The 15,328-nt window shown below is 69.3% G+C and carries 13 protein-coding genes; 6 read left to right on the top strand and 7 right to left on the bottom strand.

The window, feature by feature from the left end; all coding sequences use genetic code 11:
- Window positions 1-259 precede the first annotated feature (259 nt).
- Window positions 260-2,068: a sulfoacetaldehyde acetyltransferase gene (gene xsc, locus ACZ3HL_RS37110; RefSeq protein ID WP_465536082.1), complete on the bottom strand. Its 1,809-nt coding sequence runs from the start codon at window positions 2,066-2,068 to the stop codon at window positions 260-262.
- Window positions 2,069-2,212: 144 nt separating this feature from the next.
- Between xsc and ACZ3HL_RS37105 the strand changes: the two genes are divergently transcribed.
- From ACZ3HL_RS37105 to ACZ3HL_RS37095, 3 genes are read left to right on the top strand one after another with little or no spacing between them, the layout of a single operon-like run.
- Window positions 2,213-3,013, top strand: coding sequence for an IclR family transcriptional regulator (locus tag ACZ3HL_RS37105; RefSeq protein ID WP_126734248.1), 801 nt, complete (start codon window positions 2,213-2,215; stop codon window positions 3,011-3,013).
- Between the two features lie 9 nt (window positions 3,014-3,022).
- The gene (locus ACZ3HL_RS37100) at window positions 3,023-3,955 is read left to right on the top strand and encodes an AAA family ATPase (protein WP_465536080.1); all 933 of its coding nucleotides are present in this window, start codon (window positions 3,023-3,025) and stop codon (window positions 3,953-3,955) included.
- Window positions 3,952-5,640, top strand: coding sequence for a cobaltochelatase CobT-related protein (locus ACZ3HL_RS37095; protein WP_465536078.1), 1,689 nt, complete (start codon window positions 3,952-3,954; stop codon window positions 5,638-5,640). The genes ACZ3HL_RS37100 and ACZ3HL_RS37095 overlap by 4 nt, the downstream gene beginning before the upstream one ends.
- Window positions 5,641-5,675: 35 nt before the next feature.
- Here the strand turns inward: ACZ3HL_RS37095 and ACZ3HL_RS37090 are convergent, their stop codons facing one another.
- Entirely contained in the window at window positions 5,676-5,921 is a 246-nt protein-coding gene (locus ACZ3HL_RS37090; protein WP_465411776.1) for an antitoxin, read from the bottom strand.
- Between the two features lie 415 nt (window positions 5,922-6,336).
- Here ACZ3HL_RS37090 and ACZ3HL_RS37085 point away from each other — a divergent pair, with 415 nt between their 5' ends.
- Window positions 6,337-6,843 (top strand): OmpA family protein, encoded by a 507-nt coding sequence (locus ACZ3HL_RS37085; protein ID WP_465536076.1) that lies wholly within the window; start codon window positions 6,337-6,339, stop codon window positions 6,841-6,843.
- Complete coding sequence (locus ACZ3HL_RS37080) at window positions 6,840-8,063, top strand: polysaccharide pyruvyl transferase family protein (protein WP_465536074.1); 1,224 nt, start codon at window positions 6,840-6,842, stop codon at window positions 8,061-8,063. The genes ACZ3HL_RS37085 and ACZ3HL_RS37080 overlap by 4 nt, the downstream gene beginning before the upstream one ends.
- 138 nt (window positions 8,064-8,201) lie before the next feature.
- On the opposite strand, the gene ACZ3HL_RS37075 is transcribed toward ACZ3HL_RS37080, so the two are convergent.
- The 5 genes from ACZ3HL_RS37075 to ald form a co-directional block, all read right to left on the bottom strand.
- Window positions 8,202-9,641: a sodium:solute symporter family protein gene (locus ACZ3HL_RS37075; RefSeq protein ID WP_465536072.1), complete on the bottom strand. Its 1,440-nt coding sequence runs from the start codon at window positions 9,639-9,641 to the stop codon at window positions 8,202-8,204.
- Window positions 9,641-9,853 (bottom strand): DUF3311 domain-containing protein, encoded by a 213-nt coding sequence (locus ACZ3HL_RS37070; protein WP_465536070.1) that lies wholly within the window; start codon window positions 9,851-9,853, stop codon window positions 9,641-9,643. The genes ACZ3HL_RS37075 and ACZ3HL_RS37070 overlap by 1 nt, the downstream gene beginning before the upstream one ends.
- Window positions 9,850-11,508 (bottom strand): amidohydrolase, encoded by a 1,659-nt coding sequence (locus tag ACZ3HL_RS37065; RefSeq protein WP_465536068.1) that lies wholly within the window; start codon window positions 11,506-11,508, stop codon window positions 9,850-9,852. Before ACZ3HL_RS37065 ends, ACZ3HL_RS37070 begins: the two co-directional genes overlap by 4 nt.
- A gap of 100 nt (window positions 11,509-11,608) precedes the next feature.
- A complete protein-coding gene (gene pdxR, locus ACZ3HL_RS37060) occupies window positions 11,609-13,072 on the bottom strand; it encodes a MocR-like pyridoxine biosynthesis transcription factor PdxR (protein ID WP_465411782.1) in 1,464 nt (487 codons plus the stop codon).
- Between the two features lie 65 nt (window positions 13,073-13,137).
- The gene (ald, locus tag ACZ3HL_RS37055) at window positions 13,138-14,253 is read right to left on the bottom strand and encodes an alanine dehydrogenase (RefSeq protein WP_465536066.1); all 1,116 of its coding nucleotides are present in this window, start codon (window positions 14,251-14,253) and stop codon (window positions 13,138-13,140) included.
- A gap of 247 nt (window positions 14,254-14,500) precedes the next feature.
- On the opposite strand from ald, the gene ACZ3HL_RS37050 reads away from it, so the two are divergent.
- Window positions 14,501-15,211, top strand: coding sequence for a TSUP family transporter (locus ACZ3HL_RS37050; RefSeq protein WP_465536064.1), 711 nt, complete (start codon window positions 14,501-14,503; stop codon window positions 15,209-15,211).
- Window positions 15,212-15,328 lie beyond the last annotated feature (117 nt).

Below are 15,328 nucleotides of genomic sequence, written 5' to 3'. Positions count from 1 at the left end.
CGCCTCGACCATGGGCACCTAGCGGCCCGTCAGCGGGCTGGTGAAGAACTCGCCCGCGCCTCCTGCCACGTTGCGAAAGCCACTTTCGCAACGTTGAAGGTTGCGAAAGTGGCTTTCGCAACGCGTCACCTTGTCGCAACCCAACCCGAGGGCGGCAAGGCTCCGTTGATGAAGGAACCGGGACATCGAGTGTCCCAATTCCTTCATCAACACCCCACCCACAACGCGGGGGAAGGGGGCCTTCACGCGCGAACGACGATTACACGTAGTCCTTGTACTTCTCCAGGAACCGCACCGGCTTGGACAGCGCGTCCCGGCGGAACGGGTCGCCCAGCTCGCGGGTGCACATGATCTCGATGACGGTGGTCTTGCCCTCGTTCATCTGCGCGTCGACGGCGCGCTGCAACGCGGGGCCGACCTCGTCGAGCTTCTCCACGACGATGCCTTCCGCGCCCATCGCCTTGGCGATCCCCGCGAAGCTCTCGCTCTCCAGTTCGCCCGCGACGAACCGCCGGTTGTAGAAGTCGACCTGGTTCTTCTTCTCCGCGCCCCACTGCCGGTTGTGGAACACCACCGCCGTGACCGGGATGTCGTGGCGCACCGCGGTCATGATCTCGCCCATGCTCATCCCCCACGCGCCGTCGCCGGCGTAGGAGATCGCGGGCCGGTCGGGCGCGGCGGCCTTGGCGCCGATGATGGTCGGCAGCGCGTACCCGCAGTTGCCGAAGCTCATCGGGGCGAAGAAACTGCGCGGCTCCTCGAAACGCAGGTAGCTGTTCGCGACCGAGTTGATGTTGCCGATGTCGGTCGACACCATCACCCGCGGCGGCATCGCCTTCTCCAGCTCCCGCAACACTTCCCGCGGATGCAGCCAGTTACCCTCCTCGCCTTCCTGTTCCGCGATCATGTCGAGGCTGAACGGGTCGGTCTCGTGGGTCCAGGCGTCGAGTTCGGCCTCCCACGCGTCCTTCTCCGCCTTGATCTTCGCCGCGCGAGCGTCCTTTGTGGAGTCACAGGCCAGCGTCCGGTCCGCCAGGCGCTTGGTCAGCGCGATCGCCGCGTCCTTGGCGTCACCGCAGATGCCGACGGTGATCTTCTTGACCAGGCCGAGCATCTTGTGGTCCGCGTCGATCTGGATGATCTTCGCGTCCTTGGGCCAGTAGTCCATGCCGTGCTGCGGCAGGGTGCCGAACGGGCCGAGCCGCGAGCCGAGCGCGATCACGACGTCCGCCTGCGAGATCAGCTTCATCGCGGCCTTGGAACCCTGGTACCCCAGCGGCCCGCACCACTGCGGGTGGCTCGCCGGGAACGAGTCGTTGTGCAGGTAGCTGTTCACCACCGGCGCGCCGAGACGTTCCGCGAGCGTCTTGCACTCGTCGACGCCGTCGGCCATCACGACGCCGCCGCCGGAGATGATCACCGGGAACTCCGCCGTGGCCAGCAACGCCGCGGCCTCGTCGAGGCTCCGCTCGCCGCCGGGACCGCGGTCGAGCCTGGCGGGCTCCGGGATCTCGGCCTCGATCTCGCCGTAGAAGAAGTCGCGCGGGATGTTGAGCTGCGTCGGGCCGAGTTCGGAATGGGCCCGGTCGAAACAGCGGCCGGTGTACTCGGCCATCCGCTTCGGGTTGTTGACGTGCCCCTGGTACTTGGTGAACTCCTGGAACATCGGCAGCTGGTTGGCCTCCTGGAAACCGCCGAGGCCGGTGCCCATCGTGCCCGCCTCCGGCGTCACGATGACGACCGGGCTGTGCGCCCAGTAGGCGGCCGCGATCGCGGTCACGCAGTTGCTGATGCCCGGGCCGTTCTGCCCGATGACGACACCGTGCCTGCCGCTCACCCTGGCGTAGCCGTCGGCCATGTGCCCGGCGCCCTGTTCGTGCACGACCGGTACCAGCCGGATGCCGGCCGGCGCGAAGATGTCCATCGCGTCCATGAACGCCGACCCCATGATGCCGAAGATGTCGGTGACGCCGTTCGCCACGAGCGTCTCGACGAAGGCCTCGGACGGGGTCATCTTCTTCCGGCCGCTGACGACCACGCGGCCGTCACCCGTCTTCCGTTCCGTCATGTTCCGCTCCTTCGACAGGCGAGATTTACAAAAAACGATACGTGGCGTTCCTGAAATCAGGATGTGACCGACGATAGGATGCGGATCGCCGAGCGTCAACGTCGGATTCTGGAAACCGAGACGCCATGTGCTACTTTCCGGAACATGGAGCTGCTTCGCGAACCCGATCCGATCAACGGGGACACGCCGACCATGCGGCTGTTCTCCCTGCTCGAGCTGATCGCCGCCAAGGACCAGCTGGTCTCCCTGCAGGGCCTCGTCGAGGAGACCGGCCTGCCGAAACCGACGCTGCACCGCATGCTGCAGCAGCTCGAAGGGGCAGGCCTGCTGGTCCGCCAGGCCGACGGCCGCCACTACGGCACCGGCCACCGGCTGCGACGGCTCGCGGAGAACCTGCTCCTCAACGCGACCCACCACGGCGCCCGGCACGCCGTCCTGCGCCACCTAGTCGACGAACTCGGCGAGAGCTGTAACGTGACCACGTTGTCGGGCAACGAGATCGTGTACCTCGACCGGGTCGAGACGCCGGAACCGCTGCGCTTCTACCTCCGGCCCGGCTCACGAGTGCCGATCCACTGCTCGGCCAGCGGCAAGATGATCCTCGCGCAGATGAGTCCGTCGCAGCGGCGCAAGCTGCTCGCGCACGCGCCGCTCAAGCAGTACACGAACAAGACCCTCACCGACCTCGACGCGCTCGAAGCCGAGTTCACCCGCATCCGCCGCGACGGGTTCGCGCTCGACGACGAAGAGTTCCTGCCCGGCTTGGTGTGCGTCGCGGTCCTCGTGCCGGGGCGCGCCAACCTCTGCGTCGCCGTGCAGGCGCCCGTCATGCGGCTGACACCGGACAAGGCGCTGCAGACGCTGCCCGCGCTGCAGCGCGCGGCCGAGGCGATCAGCCGCGTCGACGCCGAGGGCGCGTCCGAACCGGAAAGTGTTCCGTCGTAAGGAGTTCTCATGGTCCCCGAGCTACGGCTCCCGGTACGCGAAGTCTTCGGCATCGATTCGGACCTCGTCGTCGGCGCGTTCCGCGAGCGCGGCGAGCACGTCCCCGAGATCGACGAGGCGTACCGCTTCAACCCGGACGTGACGCTGGCCCTGCTCGCCGGCTTCACCCGTGACCGCCGGGTGCTGGTGCAGGGCCTGCACGGCACCGGGAAGTCGACCCACATCGAGCAGGTCGCCGCGCGGCTCAACTGGCCGTGCGTGCGCGTGAACCTGGACGGTCACCTCAACCGCCTCGACCTCGTCGGCCGCGACGCCGTCGTATTGCGCGAAGGTAAGCAGGTCACCGAATTCCAGGAGGGTATCCTCCCGTGGGCGCTGCAGCGGCCGGTCGCGCTGGTGCTCGACGAGTACGACGCCGGCCGCCCGGACGTCATGTTCGTGCTCCAGCGGGTCCTCGAACGCGACGGCAAGTTCACCCTCACCGATCAGAACCGGGTCCTGCGGCCGCATCCGTCCTTCCGGTTGTTCGCCACCGCCAACACGGTCGGGCTGGGCAACCTCAACGGGCTCTACCACGGCGCGCAGCGGCTGAACCACGCGCAGATCGACCGCTGGAACGTCGTGGCGTCGCTGAACTACCTGCCCGCCGCCGAGGAGATCGCGATCGTGCGGGCGAGGGTCCCCGGCGTCTCCGAGTCGCTGGCGGCGTCGCTGGTCGCGGTGGCCGCCTTGACCCGCAAGGGTTTCCAGGCCGGTGACCTCTCCACGTTGATGTCGCCGCGCACGGTGATCACCTGGGCGGAGAACATCGAGATCTTCGGTGATCCGGCGACGGCGTTCCGGCTGTCCTTCGTGAACAAATGCGACGAAGCCGAGCGGGACCTGGTGGCGGAATACTTCCAGCGCTGCTTCGACGACGAGCTCCACCTGCTCTCGGCATGACCACGGCGCAGGCGGAAACCCGGCGCCGCAACCAGGTCGAGGAGCTGTGCGCGGCCGCGGTCCGGGCGCTCACCGGCGATCCGGCGCTTCACTTCCGGACACGACGGCTGCACCGCGGACGCGAACCGCTCCCCCTGCACGCACCGCATCTTCGTCACTCGCCCGACGACGATCTGCTGTCCTCCCGCGGCATCGCGGACGGGATGGCGCTGCGCCTGACGTCCTCCGACGCCGCCCTGCACCGGAGCCTGTGCCCGCGTGACCCGGCCGAACGCGGGATCTTCGAGCTACTGGAACAGTTCCGCGTCGAGTCGCTCCCGCCCGCGGACCTGCCGGGAATGCGGCGGAACCTGCGCCTGCGTCATCTGCGCTGGTCACTGGAGTTCCACCGGTCCGGGCTCACCGAGACCGCCCGCGGGCTGCTGCTGTACACGGTCGCGCAGATCTGCCGGTCGCGGATCGCCGGCGAACCGGTGGTCGAGGAGACCGAAGATCTCATCGAGGCGACCAGGTTCGCGCTGGCGCCTTCGCTCGGCCACGACCTCGCCGGGCTCCGGCGGCACCGGACGGACCAGAAGGCGTTCGCCGAACACGCGCTGGCGATCGCCCGGACGGTCGGCGTCCTGCTCGCCGGGACCGAGCAGGACGCCGAGGACGAGGGTGATCCCACCGACCCGCGGTTCAGCCTCGTGATCGACTTCGACGCGAGCCTCGGCGAGCAGATTCCCTTCGCGACCGCCGGCACCAGCCGGACCTTGGGCGAATCCGGTGCGGCGTACCGGGTTTTCACCACCGCGTACGACCGCGAACGGCGTGCGCCGGAGCTGGTACGCCCCGGACTACTGGCCGAACTCCGCGAACGGCTCGACCGGCGGGTCGGCAGGCAGGGCGTCGGTGCGGGCCGGCTGGCACGCGACCTCAAGGCGGTGCTCGCCGAACCCGCGCGCGACGGCTGGGACGGTGGCCAGGAGGAAGGCCACCTCGACGGCCGCACCCTGGCGCAGCTGATCAGCTCTCCCACCGAACGCCGGATCTTCCGCACCGAACGGATCGAGCCGGTGGCGAACACCCTCGTGACGTTCCTGATCGACTGCTCGGGCTCGATGACCGCGCACGCGGAACCCGTCGCCGCGCTGGTCGACCTCTTCGCGCGGTCGATCGAACTCGCCGGTGCGTCCTGCGAGGTACTCGGCTTCACGACCGGCGCCTGGAACGGCGGCGGACCCGGGCGGGAGTGGAGACGAGCGGGACGACCGCGCCATCCCGGCAGGCTGAACGAACGCCTGCACCTGGTGTTCAAGGACGCCGAAACCCCGTGGCGCCGGGCGCGCCCGGATCTCGCGGCCCTGCTGAAAGCCGACCTGTTCCGGGAAGGGATCGACGGCGAGGCGGTGGCCTGGGCCTGCGACCGGATGCGGGCGCGACCGGAGTCACGCCGGATCCTGCTCGTCCTCTCCGACGGCAGCCCCATGGACAGTGCCACGAGCCTGGCGAACGATCCGCACTACCTGGACGAGCATCTGCGGGAAACGGTGCTGCGGGAGGAGAACACCGTCGAGATCCGCGGGGTCGGCGTGGGGCTCGACCTCAGCCCCTTCTACCGCCGGTCCCGGGTTCTCGACACCTCGGTCACGTCCGGGTACGCACCGTTCCGGGACGTCCTCGAACTGCTTACCCGGCGGTGAACGCCGCCGGTTCCCTTCCCTGAGCCGCGGTCGGCTCAGCGGCCGTAGCCGCCCTCTTCACCGCTGTTTCCGCCGGGCGCGTCGTTTCCGAAACCGCCACCCTGCTGTTGCTCTTCGTTCTGCTGTTCGCCGCCGGACTCGCCGAGGAAGCCCTTGGCCTTGTCGGCGGCCGAGTCGATCTTGTCGGAGTGTTCACCGAAACGGGATTTCGCGAAATCGGCGGCCTTGTCGACGTGCTCCCCGCTCACCTTGTCCTTCATGCCTTCGAAGTCGATACCCACGAGAACTCCTCACCTGGTTCGAATACGCCGACGACCGGCGCATACCTCCATCAAAGTCCATTCGCCGCATGCGGCAACTTGAACGCGACGGATGGGTGAGTCGGAGAATTTCCCTGTCCGGGCAGGGAAAACAGCCTCGAGACGGCGTCGACGTCGCTCACTTGGGTGGACTTGCCGATCGTTCGCGGCCATCCGAGTGCGGCCTGCGAGTCCTTCAAGACAAAGGGTTTCCTGGTCGACGCGATTTCCCCACACCACGACCGCGACACGGTCGAGGTCGGTCACCCGCGATCACGGTTGGCGCATTTAGCCCGTTCGTGTTCGTATCCCTGGGTCAGCCAATGCGGACACGGCCAAAGGGAGTTCGAACTTCATGCGCAGGAAAATTGCCCGGACGGTAACGGGCGTCGCGATCGTGGCCGGCCTGGTCGCCGCGTGCGGATCCGAGGGCGAGAACGGTGCGGCTGGGACATCCGGCGCGAATGGAACCGCTTCAAGCGCGGCCGCCGCCCCGTCGTCCGGCGATGGCGCCCCGGCTTCCTCGGGAGCGGGAACCGGAGACGCGGGTCAGGCCGGCGGCGAGGCGGCACAGAAGGTGACCGCGGCGATCCAGCAGGCGCTCCAGCAGTCACCGATCACCTTCACCACGGAAAGCGCCGAACTGACCGAAAAGAGCAAGACGGCGCTCGGCGAGATCGCCAAAGCCATGCAGGGCAACGACGTGAAGATCATGGTCGCCACCCACGCGGGTTACCCTGACGCGGAAAAGTCCAAGGCGCTGTCGGAAAAGCGCGCCGAAGCGATCACCGCGGCGCTCGAAGCGGCGGGCGTGGCCAAGGACCGCGTCAAGACCGAGGCGACCGGCAACGAAAAGGCGCAGGGCGACAAGGCGTTGGACACGCAGATCACCGTCGCGCAGTGACCTTCGACGGAAGCGCGGGTGGGCGGAGCGATCCGCCCGCCCGCGCTTGTCACTATCTGATCGGCCCGAGCGGTTTTCCCAACTACGGCGACGAACTGATCGCGGCGACGTGGCTGCGCCATCTGGCACGGATCGATCCGGAGGCCGACGTCTGGCTCGACACGCACTCGCCGGGACCCGCGCGGGTGCTCTTGGACGGGCTGCATCCGCGTCTCCGCTGCACGGACACCCTGTGGCGGCTGTGCGGTGAGGCGCCGTCGGACGATCCGTGGGAAGTCGCTCGCTGGGTGCAGTCGGCGGTGGACGACCCCGGGCTCGCGCCGCGGTGGGACGCGGGTATCGACCTCCTCGGCCGGACCGACGTGGTGCACCTGATCGGCGGTGGCTACCTCAACGCGTTGTGGCCCCGGCACATCGGGCTGATCGCGGGCGCCGTGGCCGCCGCGCGGCGATCGGGTGCCCGCACGGCCATGACCGGGCAGGGCCTGACGCCTTTTCCGCCCGGCGCCACCGATCTTCTCCGGTCGCTCACCGACCGTTTCGATGTCGTCGACGTCCGCGATGATCCGTCCGCGGAGCTGCTTCCCGGCGTCGTCCGGACTTGCGACGACGTCTTCCTGGAGCCGCCCGAGCCCAGACCCGACGCGCAGGCGCGCGAATTCGTCCTCTGCGTTCAGTCCGACATCGGCGCCTTCGAGCCGTCCGTGCTGGCCGCCCGGGTACTGGGTTTGGTGCGGGCGTGGGAGATCGACCCCGGGCGACTCGCCGTCGTCGAAGGGATCCCCCGAGTCGACCGCGCTGTCCCGGCGCTGCTGGAACATGAACTCGCCGGCGCGGAATTCCATCCGTTCCGCGACATCTGGCGCCACGGCCTGCCGACGGCGCCCGGGCAGACCTGGATTTCCAGCCGGTATCACCTGCACCTCGTGGCCGCGGCGGCGGGGGCGACCGGCCTCGCGATGAGCGTGACGCGCGGGTACTACACGACCAAACACCGCAGCCTGATCGACCTCGGTTCGGGCTGGACGCCGTTCGACTTCGAGACAGGCGGGACACCGGACCGGCCGGCCGGCACCGGGTTCCCGCCCCACGTCGTCCGGCGGTGCCGCGAGCTGAAACTGTCGGTCGCGAAGGCGGTGTACGGAGAGCAGACGGTCGAGGCGGCTCAACCCGCGACACGACGCCTCGCCCTGCGGTCGTGGCGGACCCGGTCGAGCTAGCCGGATGACGCGTGTCTGAAGCCGTAACTCGCGTGTTTGAAGGCGTAACTCGCGCACAGCGTGTCATCCGCCCGAAATCACGCGTGTTACGGCTCTGATCACGCGAGTTCCGCCTTCAATCACGCGTGATCGTTCGGGTCACCGGCTGAGCGACGGCACCGGCTCCGTGTCCGGGGCACTGTCGGCCGACCGCGCCACCGGAACCCGGGCCTTGTCCGGCGCCGCCAGGCTCCAGACCGCCACCACGGCCAGGTTCACCCCGAGCGATACCAGGCCCGCGTTGAAACCGCCGAACGTCGCGCCGGTGACGTACAGGACGATCGCCGTGAGTACCCCGGTGACCATCCCGGCGGCCACCGCGGCGGTCCGCACCCGGCGCACGAACAGGATCGCGAGCCAGCCGGGGACGACCTGGGCGAGCAGGTTGTACGTCAGGTTCAGGATGGTGAGTATCAGCGTCGACGCGACGAGAGTCAGTACCGCCGCCAGCACCAGGAAACTCGCCACCGCGACGACCGTCCACCGCCGTTGCGCCGCGGCCGGGACGTTCGGCGCGAGGTTGCGGCAGACCATGCCGCCGATGGTGAGCGCGGTCGCGGCGAGCACCAGCACGCCCGACAGCGCGGCGCCGGCGGCGACGAGGCCCAGCAGCCAGTCGGGCAGCAAACCCTTGGCTGTCACCATGAACACCGTGTTCGGGTTCTCCAGGTCCGGATGCGCGCGCACGCCGTAGTAGGCGGCCAGCACCAGGAACGGGTAGATCAGCATGTACATCGGCATCCACACGGTCGAGCTCTTCACCGCGCGCTCGGAACGGGCCGGGAACACGTAGGCGCCACCGAAACCGAGGTAGAACACGATGCTCTGGAAGAGGATCGTCGTCATCGCGAACGTCAGTTCCGAGCCGCCCATGGTGGTCTGCGCCGCGCTCAGCACTTCGGGTCCGCTGACCTTCGCGGTGCCGCCGGCGGCGATCACGACGGCCACGCCGACGAGCACGACGCCGAGCAGCATGAAGAAATCCTTGAGGATCGAAACGAACGCGGGCGATCGCACGCCGGAGACGGCGATGTAGACGAACGCCACGATGCCCGCCAGCACCACGCACTGCACGGGATCCAGCCGCAGCCCCAGATTGCTCAGCACCACCTGGAGACCGATGAACTGGTACTGGCCCCACGGAACGAGCGCGATCAGCATCGTGACGCAGGTGATCAACTCCAGCCGCCTGCTGCCGAAATGCCGTCCGAACACGTCGGGCACGGTCATCGCGTCGTACCGTTTCGCCGCCCGCCAGACCAGCGGGGCCAGGAAGTAGCCCAGCGAGTACGCCAGCAGGATGTAGCCGAGGAACCAGATCCCGTAGCTCGCGCCGTGCGCGTAGATGCCGCTCGGGAACCCGATCATCGTCCCGATGCTGTACACCTCGCCGACCGCGAGGAAGTACACCAGCCACGCCGGGAACGACCGGCCGCCGACGAGGAACTCCGAGATCCCGCCACCGCGCGTCGACCGTCCCGCCCACACCGCGAGCCCGATCGAACCCGCCATCACCACCGCCACGATCGCGATCAGCATCAGTCGTCCTCCGGGTAGTGGGCGCGGTCGAAGAAACGCCAGCTGATCCACAGGCACAGGGTGGTCAGCGGGCAGCAGCAGAACACCCAGAAGAACAGCACCGGTATCCCCAGCACCGATGCCGTCGATCCGGAAAGCAACAGAATTCCCGCCAGCAGGACGAAAGCGGGAACGAACAGTCCTATGAGGACACTCGGCCAGCTGCGGATCATCGTCGTGCTCCCGTCGTCTCGCGCCGCCAGACGACCTCGCCGCCACTGACGGTGGCCTCCACGGTCAGCTCGCGGATCCGGTCCGGGTCGACCGTGGTCGGGTCACCCGACAGCACCGCGAGGTCGGCGAGCTTCCCGACCTCCAAGCTGCCCTTGACGTTCTCCTCGCCCGCCAGATACGCGGCGTCGATCGTGTAGCCGCGCAGCGCGGCGTCGACGTCCACGGCCTGTTCCGGGCCGAGCACCTTGCCCTGCCTGGTGATCCGGCGCACCGCGCACCAGATCCCCTCCAGCGGCGGCACCGGGGTCACCGGGGTGTCCGAATGCAGTCCGAAGTGGATTCCGCGCGACCGGGCCGAGACCAGCGGACTGATCCGGCGGGCCCGCTCGGGGCCGAGGAAGACGTCACGATGCCGGTCTCCCCAGTAGTAGACGTGTTTGACGAAGAAGGACGCGAGGACGTCGTGGGCGGCCATCCGGTCCAGCTGGTCTTCGCGCACCGTCTGGCAGTGTTCGATCCGGTGCCGCCTGCCGGTGCCGCGCGGCGAGCCCAGCCGCGAGTAGCCGTCGATGATCGCGTCGATCGCCGCGTCCCCGTTGCCGTGCACGGCGACCTGCCAGCCCGCCGCGTCGAGCGCGGCGATCCGGCGGCCGAGGTCTGCGGGTTCGAGCAGCATCATGCCGTGCTCGTCGGGGTCGCAGGTGTAGCCCTCCGCGAGGCATCCGGTCTTGCCCTGGATCGACCCGTCCGCGACGATCTTCACGCCGGTCATCGCGAACTTGTCGTCCGCGCCGCCCTGTGGAGCTTCCGGTTCGCCCTCGTCGAGGCCGGGAAGCAGACCGTCGAACAGGTAGCCGCGCACCCGGACACGCAGTTTTCCGGCCCGCCGCAACAGCGCGTACGCCTCCAGTTCCGCCGCTCCGCCGATGAGGCCGATCCCGGTGTCGTGCACGGAAGTCACGCCGTTGGCGAGGTATTCCTCGTCCGCCAGGAGCAGGGCTTCGGCCAGTTCTCCCGCACTCTGGCCGGGGAGCCGGGACGTGACGAGGAACGCCGCCGTCTCGACGAGCACCCCGGTCGGCTCGCCGCGGGCGTCGCGCACGATGAGCCCGCCGGGCGGGTCCGGGGTCTCGGCGGTGATCCCGACTTCGCGCAGGGCGAGCGAGTTCGCGGTGCAGAAGTGCCCGGAAACATGGGTCAGGACCACGGGATTACGAGCGGAGACGGGATCGAGGTCCGCGCGCTTCGGATGGCGCCCGTCCGCGAGCAGCGTGTCGTCGTAACGGAAACCGCGGATCCACTCCCCCGGTCCGAGATCCCTGGCCGCCTGGGCCACCCGGCCGACGATGTCGGCGATGGTGTCGTTGGGCGGACTGCCGGCGTCGACCGGGGCGGCCAGCGTCATCCCGAAGAACGCCGGATGGTTGTGGGACTCCACGAAACCGGGGATCACCGTGCGCTCGGCCAGGTCGAGCACGGTGGTCTCCGGGCCGATCAGCCGGGAGATCTCCCGTTCCGAACCGAGCGCGGTGATCCGCCCGCCGGTCGCGGCCAGCGCGCGGAATCGTCTCCCCGCCGCGTCGAGGGTGAGGACGGCGCCGCCGAGCGCGACGAAATCGGCTACACGCTGGGGATCTTCTCGAAGGAACTCCACACAGGCCTCCCGGGCTCACGAGGGATCCCCAGACAGTGCGGCACGTCTGGCCGCCTGAACAGGTCCAGAACGCTCCGGCGCGGTGGTACCAGTTGGCCGCTCAGCCGCCGAGCAGGTCGCGGCAGGCCTCACCGAGCAGGCGGATACCTGGGTCGATGTCGCGCAACGGAACGGCCGCGAAGCCGATCCGGAAGTGATTGCGCGGCGGGTCGTCGCCGACGAAGAAGATGTCGCCGGGTTCGATCAGGACGCCGTCACGCTCCGCGCGTTCGATCAGCGCGCGGCAGTCCAGTTCGGACGGCCCGGTCATCCAGAGGCTGACCCCGCCCGGCGGGTACGCCGTCTGCGTCCACGGCAGGTGTTCGGTGACCGCGGCGCAGGTCGCCTCCCATTTCCGCATCAGTTTCGTGCGGTAGCGCCGCAGGGACCGGTGGTACTCGCCGCTGTCGATGAGCAGCGCCAGCGCCCGCTGAAGGTGACCGGGCGGATGCCGCAGCACGTACCGCCGGATCTCCCGCAGTTCCCGCACCAGCTCGCGCGGCCCGACCAGGTACCCCAGCCGCAGGCCGGGTGAGAGGAACTTGGAGAAGGTACCGAGGTAGATCGCGTCGCCGGTGCCGTCGAGTGCCTTGAGCGCGGGCGTGGGGCTGCCGTGGTACCGGAATTCGCTGTCGTAGTCGTCCTCGACGAGCACCGTGCCCGCACTCGCGGCGAGGCTGAGCAGGCGACGGCGGCGGCCGATGCTCAACGTCGCGTTCGTCGGATGGTGGTGGCTCGGCGTGAGATAGAGCAGGTCGACGCCGTCGAGGGTCTCCGGCGGGCGCAGGCCGCTCTGGTCGACGTCGACGCCACGCAGCCCGGCGCCGGTGCGCAGGAAGATGTGCCGGGCGTCGAGGTACCCCGGGTTTTCCATCGCCACGACGCTGTCCGGGCCGAGCAGCGCACGGCCGAGCAGGTCGAGCCCCTGCTGCGAACCGACGGTGATCAGCACCTCGGACGGGTCGGCCTCGATCCCCCGCGCGGTGAGCAGCTGACGGCAGATCAGGTCGACCAGCATCGGGTCGTCCGAGCCGACGCTGTCCTGCAGGCTCGGGAACACGTGCGGCCGGTACAGCGCGTCGCGCAGGCAGCGGGTCCACGACCGCGCCGGGAACGCGGTGACGTCGACCTGGCCGGCGAGGAACGGGTACGGATAGGTGTGCCAGTCCGGGCGTTTCTCGATATGCGGCACCCCGGCGTCCGGATACCGCCGCACCCGCGCGCTCCAGTCGATGGCCGGGGTGGTGCCGCGCTCCTGCACCGCGCAATGCGGCCGCATCTCCGCGTTGATGAACAGCCCGCTGCGTTCCCGGCTCTCCACGAACCCCTCGGCGACCAGCTCCTGGTAGGCGAGGTTGATGGTGTTGCGGGAAACGCTCAGTTCGGCGGCCAGCTCACGCGAACTCGGCAGCCGGTGCGCCGGGTCGAAGGTGCCGATCGCGATGCCGTGCTCGATGGCGCGCCGCACCTGCCGGTAGAGCGGCTCGGCGGACGTCCGGTCGATTTCGATCAACGTTCGCGGCAACGGCACCTCCCTTTCGGCGACGGGACCGGGATCTGAACCTAGCTCCAGATCCCGGCCCGCACCACCTAGCCGAGCACGTCGTCCAGCGCGACCGAGCCGATTCCGAGCGCCTCGCCGACCGGCGCGGACGTCAGCTGTCCGTCCACGGTGCTGACCCCGCCCCGCAGCTCCGGGCAGCGTGTGAGCGCGCCGGAGAGACCGTTGTTCGCCAGCTCCAGCGCGTACGGCAGCGTGACGTTCGTCAGCGCGTACGTCGAGGTGTGCGGGACGGCGCCGGGCATGTTGGCGACGCAGTAGAACACCGAGTCGTGCACTTGGAACGTCGGCTCGGCATGCGTGGTCGGCCGCGTGTCCTCGAAGCAGCCGCCTTGGTCGACGGAGATGTCGACGAGCACGCTGCCCGGCTTCATCCGGGAGACGAGTTCGTTCGACACCAGGCTCGGCGCCTTGGCCCCGGGCACGAGCACGGCGCCGATCACGAGGTCCGCCTCGAGCACGGCCTCCTCGATCGAGTACGCGTTCGCCGCGGCCGTGCGGATCCGGCCCTGGTACATCCGGTCGGCGGCACGGAGCTTGTCGACGTTCTTGTCGAACAGGACGACGTCGGCCCAGGTCCCGGCCGCGCCGGCGACCGCGTTCATCCCCGCGACACCGGCGCCGAGGACGACCACCCGCGCCGGGGCCACCCCGGAGACGCCGCCGATGAGCACACCCCGCCCGCCGTTGGCGCGCATCAGCGTCTGCGCGCCGACCTGCGGGGCCAGCCGTCCGGCGACCTCGCTCATCGGGAACAGCAGGGGCAGCGATCCATTCGGCAACTGCACCGTCTCGTAGGCCACCGACGTCGTGCCCGCGTCCAGCAGCGCCCGCGTGCACGGCTCGCTCGCGGCGAGGTGCAGGTAGGTGAACAGCAGCTGGTCGCGCCGCAGCCGGTGGTACTCCTCGGCGATCGGCTCCTTGACCTTGAGCACGAGGTCTCCGGTCGCCCAGACGTCGTCGGCGCTGTCGAGCACCTTCGCCCCGGCCGCGGCGTAGTCCTCGTCGCGCACGGAGGAGCCTTCGCCGGCTCCGCGCTCGACGAACACCTCATGCCCGGCCGAAGTGAATTCGTGCACGCCCGCGGGCGTCACCGCGACCCGGTACTCGTGGTTCTTGACTTCACGAGGGACACCGATCTTCATCTCACGCTCCCGTCTGTTCCAAAGGCAATGACGCTGAGCGTGCGGCACGGCTGGAACGGCCAGAAGTGCCAGAACCCGCGCGTTCGACGGGTCCAGTTCGCGAGGCGGTGGTCCGTGAAGGCCTCCTTGAGGGACTCTGGGTCCCTCAAGGAGGCCTTCACGGAATGTGGCACCCATAGTGCTGGGCTATGACGTCCTCGCCGGGTGCGGGCTACCGCCGCGATGGTGTCGGCTCCACAATGGACTGGTGGGAACCCTGGCCATGACCTCGCTCGCGGCGGCGGCCGGGGTCGTCGCCCAACGTCTGTCAGGTATGGGGCTTTCCCTTCTGTGCGTGCCGTTTCTCGCGCTGGCCCTGGGTCCGCTCGACGCCGTCCGGCTCACCCTGCTGCTCGGCTTCCCGGTCTATCTGGCGGTCGCGATCACCCATTGGCGGGCGATCAGGTGGACGCAGGTCGCGTGGCTGACGGTGCCCGCGGTGGTCTTCACCCCGGTCGTCGCGTTCGTGGTGCGCGGCGTTCCCGCGCGTCCGCTGCTGCTCGCCGCGGGCGGGTGCTGTGTGCTCGCGGTCGGCATCCTGGCGAGCGGCGTCACCAGCAGACGGCTGGCGGGCAGGACGGGCGCCGTCGGCGCGGGGGTGCTGAGCGCGGCGATGAACTCCGTCGCCGGGCTGTCCGGTCCCGCCGTGGCGGTGTACGGGGCGAGTGCCGGCTGGGGCGCGGACGAGACACGCGGGACGCTGTCGATCTACTTCTTCCTGCTCGGCCTGGTCGCGCTGCCCAGTCTCGGCTGGGTGGAGGTGCCCGTGAGGGTGCTCCTCGCGGTCGCGATCGCCGCGCTCGCCGGGGATCTGCTGGGGCGGGCGCTGAGCCGCCGGGTCGGCGAGCGCTCTGTCCGCTGGTCCGTTCTGGTGCTCTCGGCGGCGGGTGGTGCGCTGACGCTGGCGCATGCGGCGTGAGGCGCGGCTCGGCTTGCGACCAGGGAGCCGCCGGACCGCGCACCCAGCCGTGGGGGGGGGGCCCAGCGCCGGCCACCAAAAGAGGGAATAGGGGTGTGGCACCCCCACCAAACCACC

The sequence above is a fragment of the Amycolatopsis sp. NPDC000009 genome (assembly GCF_055563465.1).
This window is presented reverse-complemented; position numbering and strand designations above follow the sequence as displayed.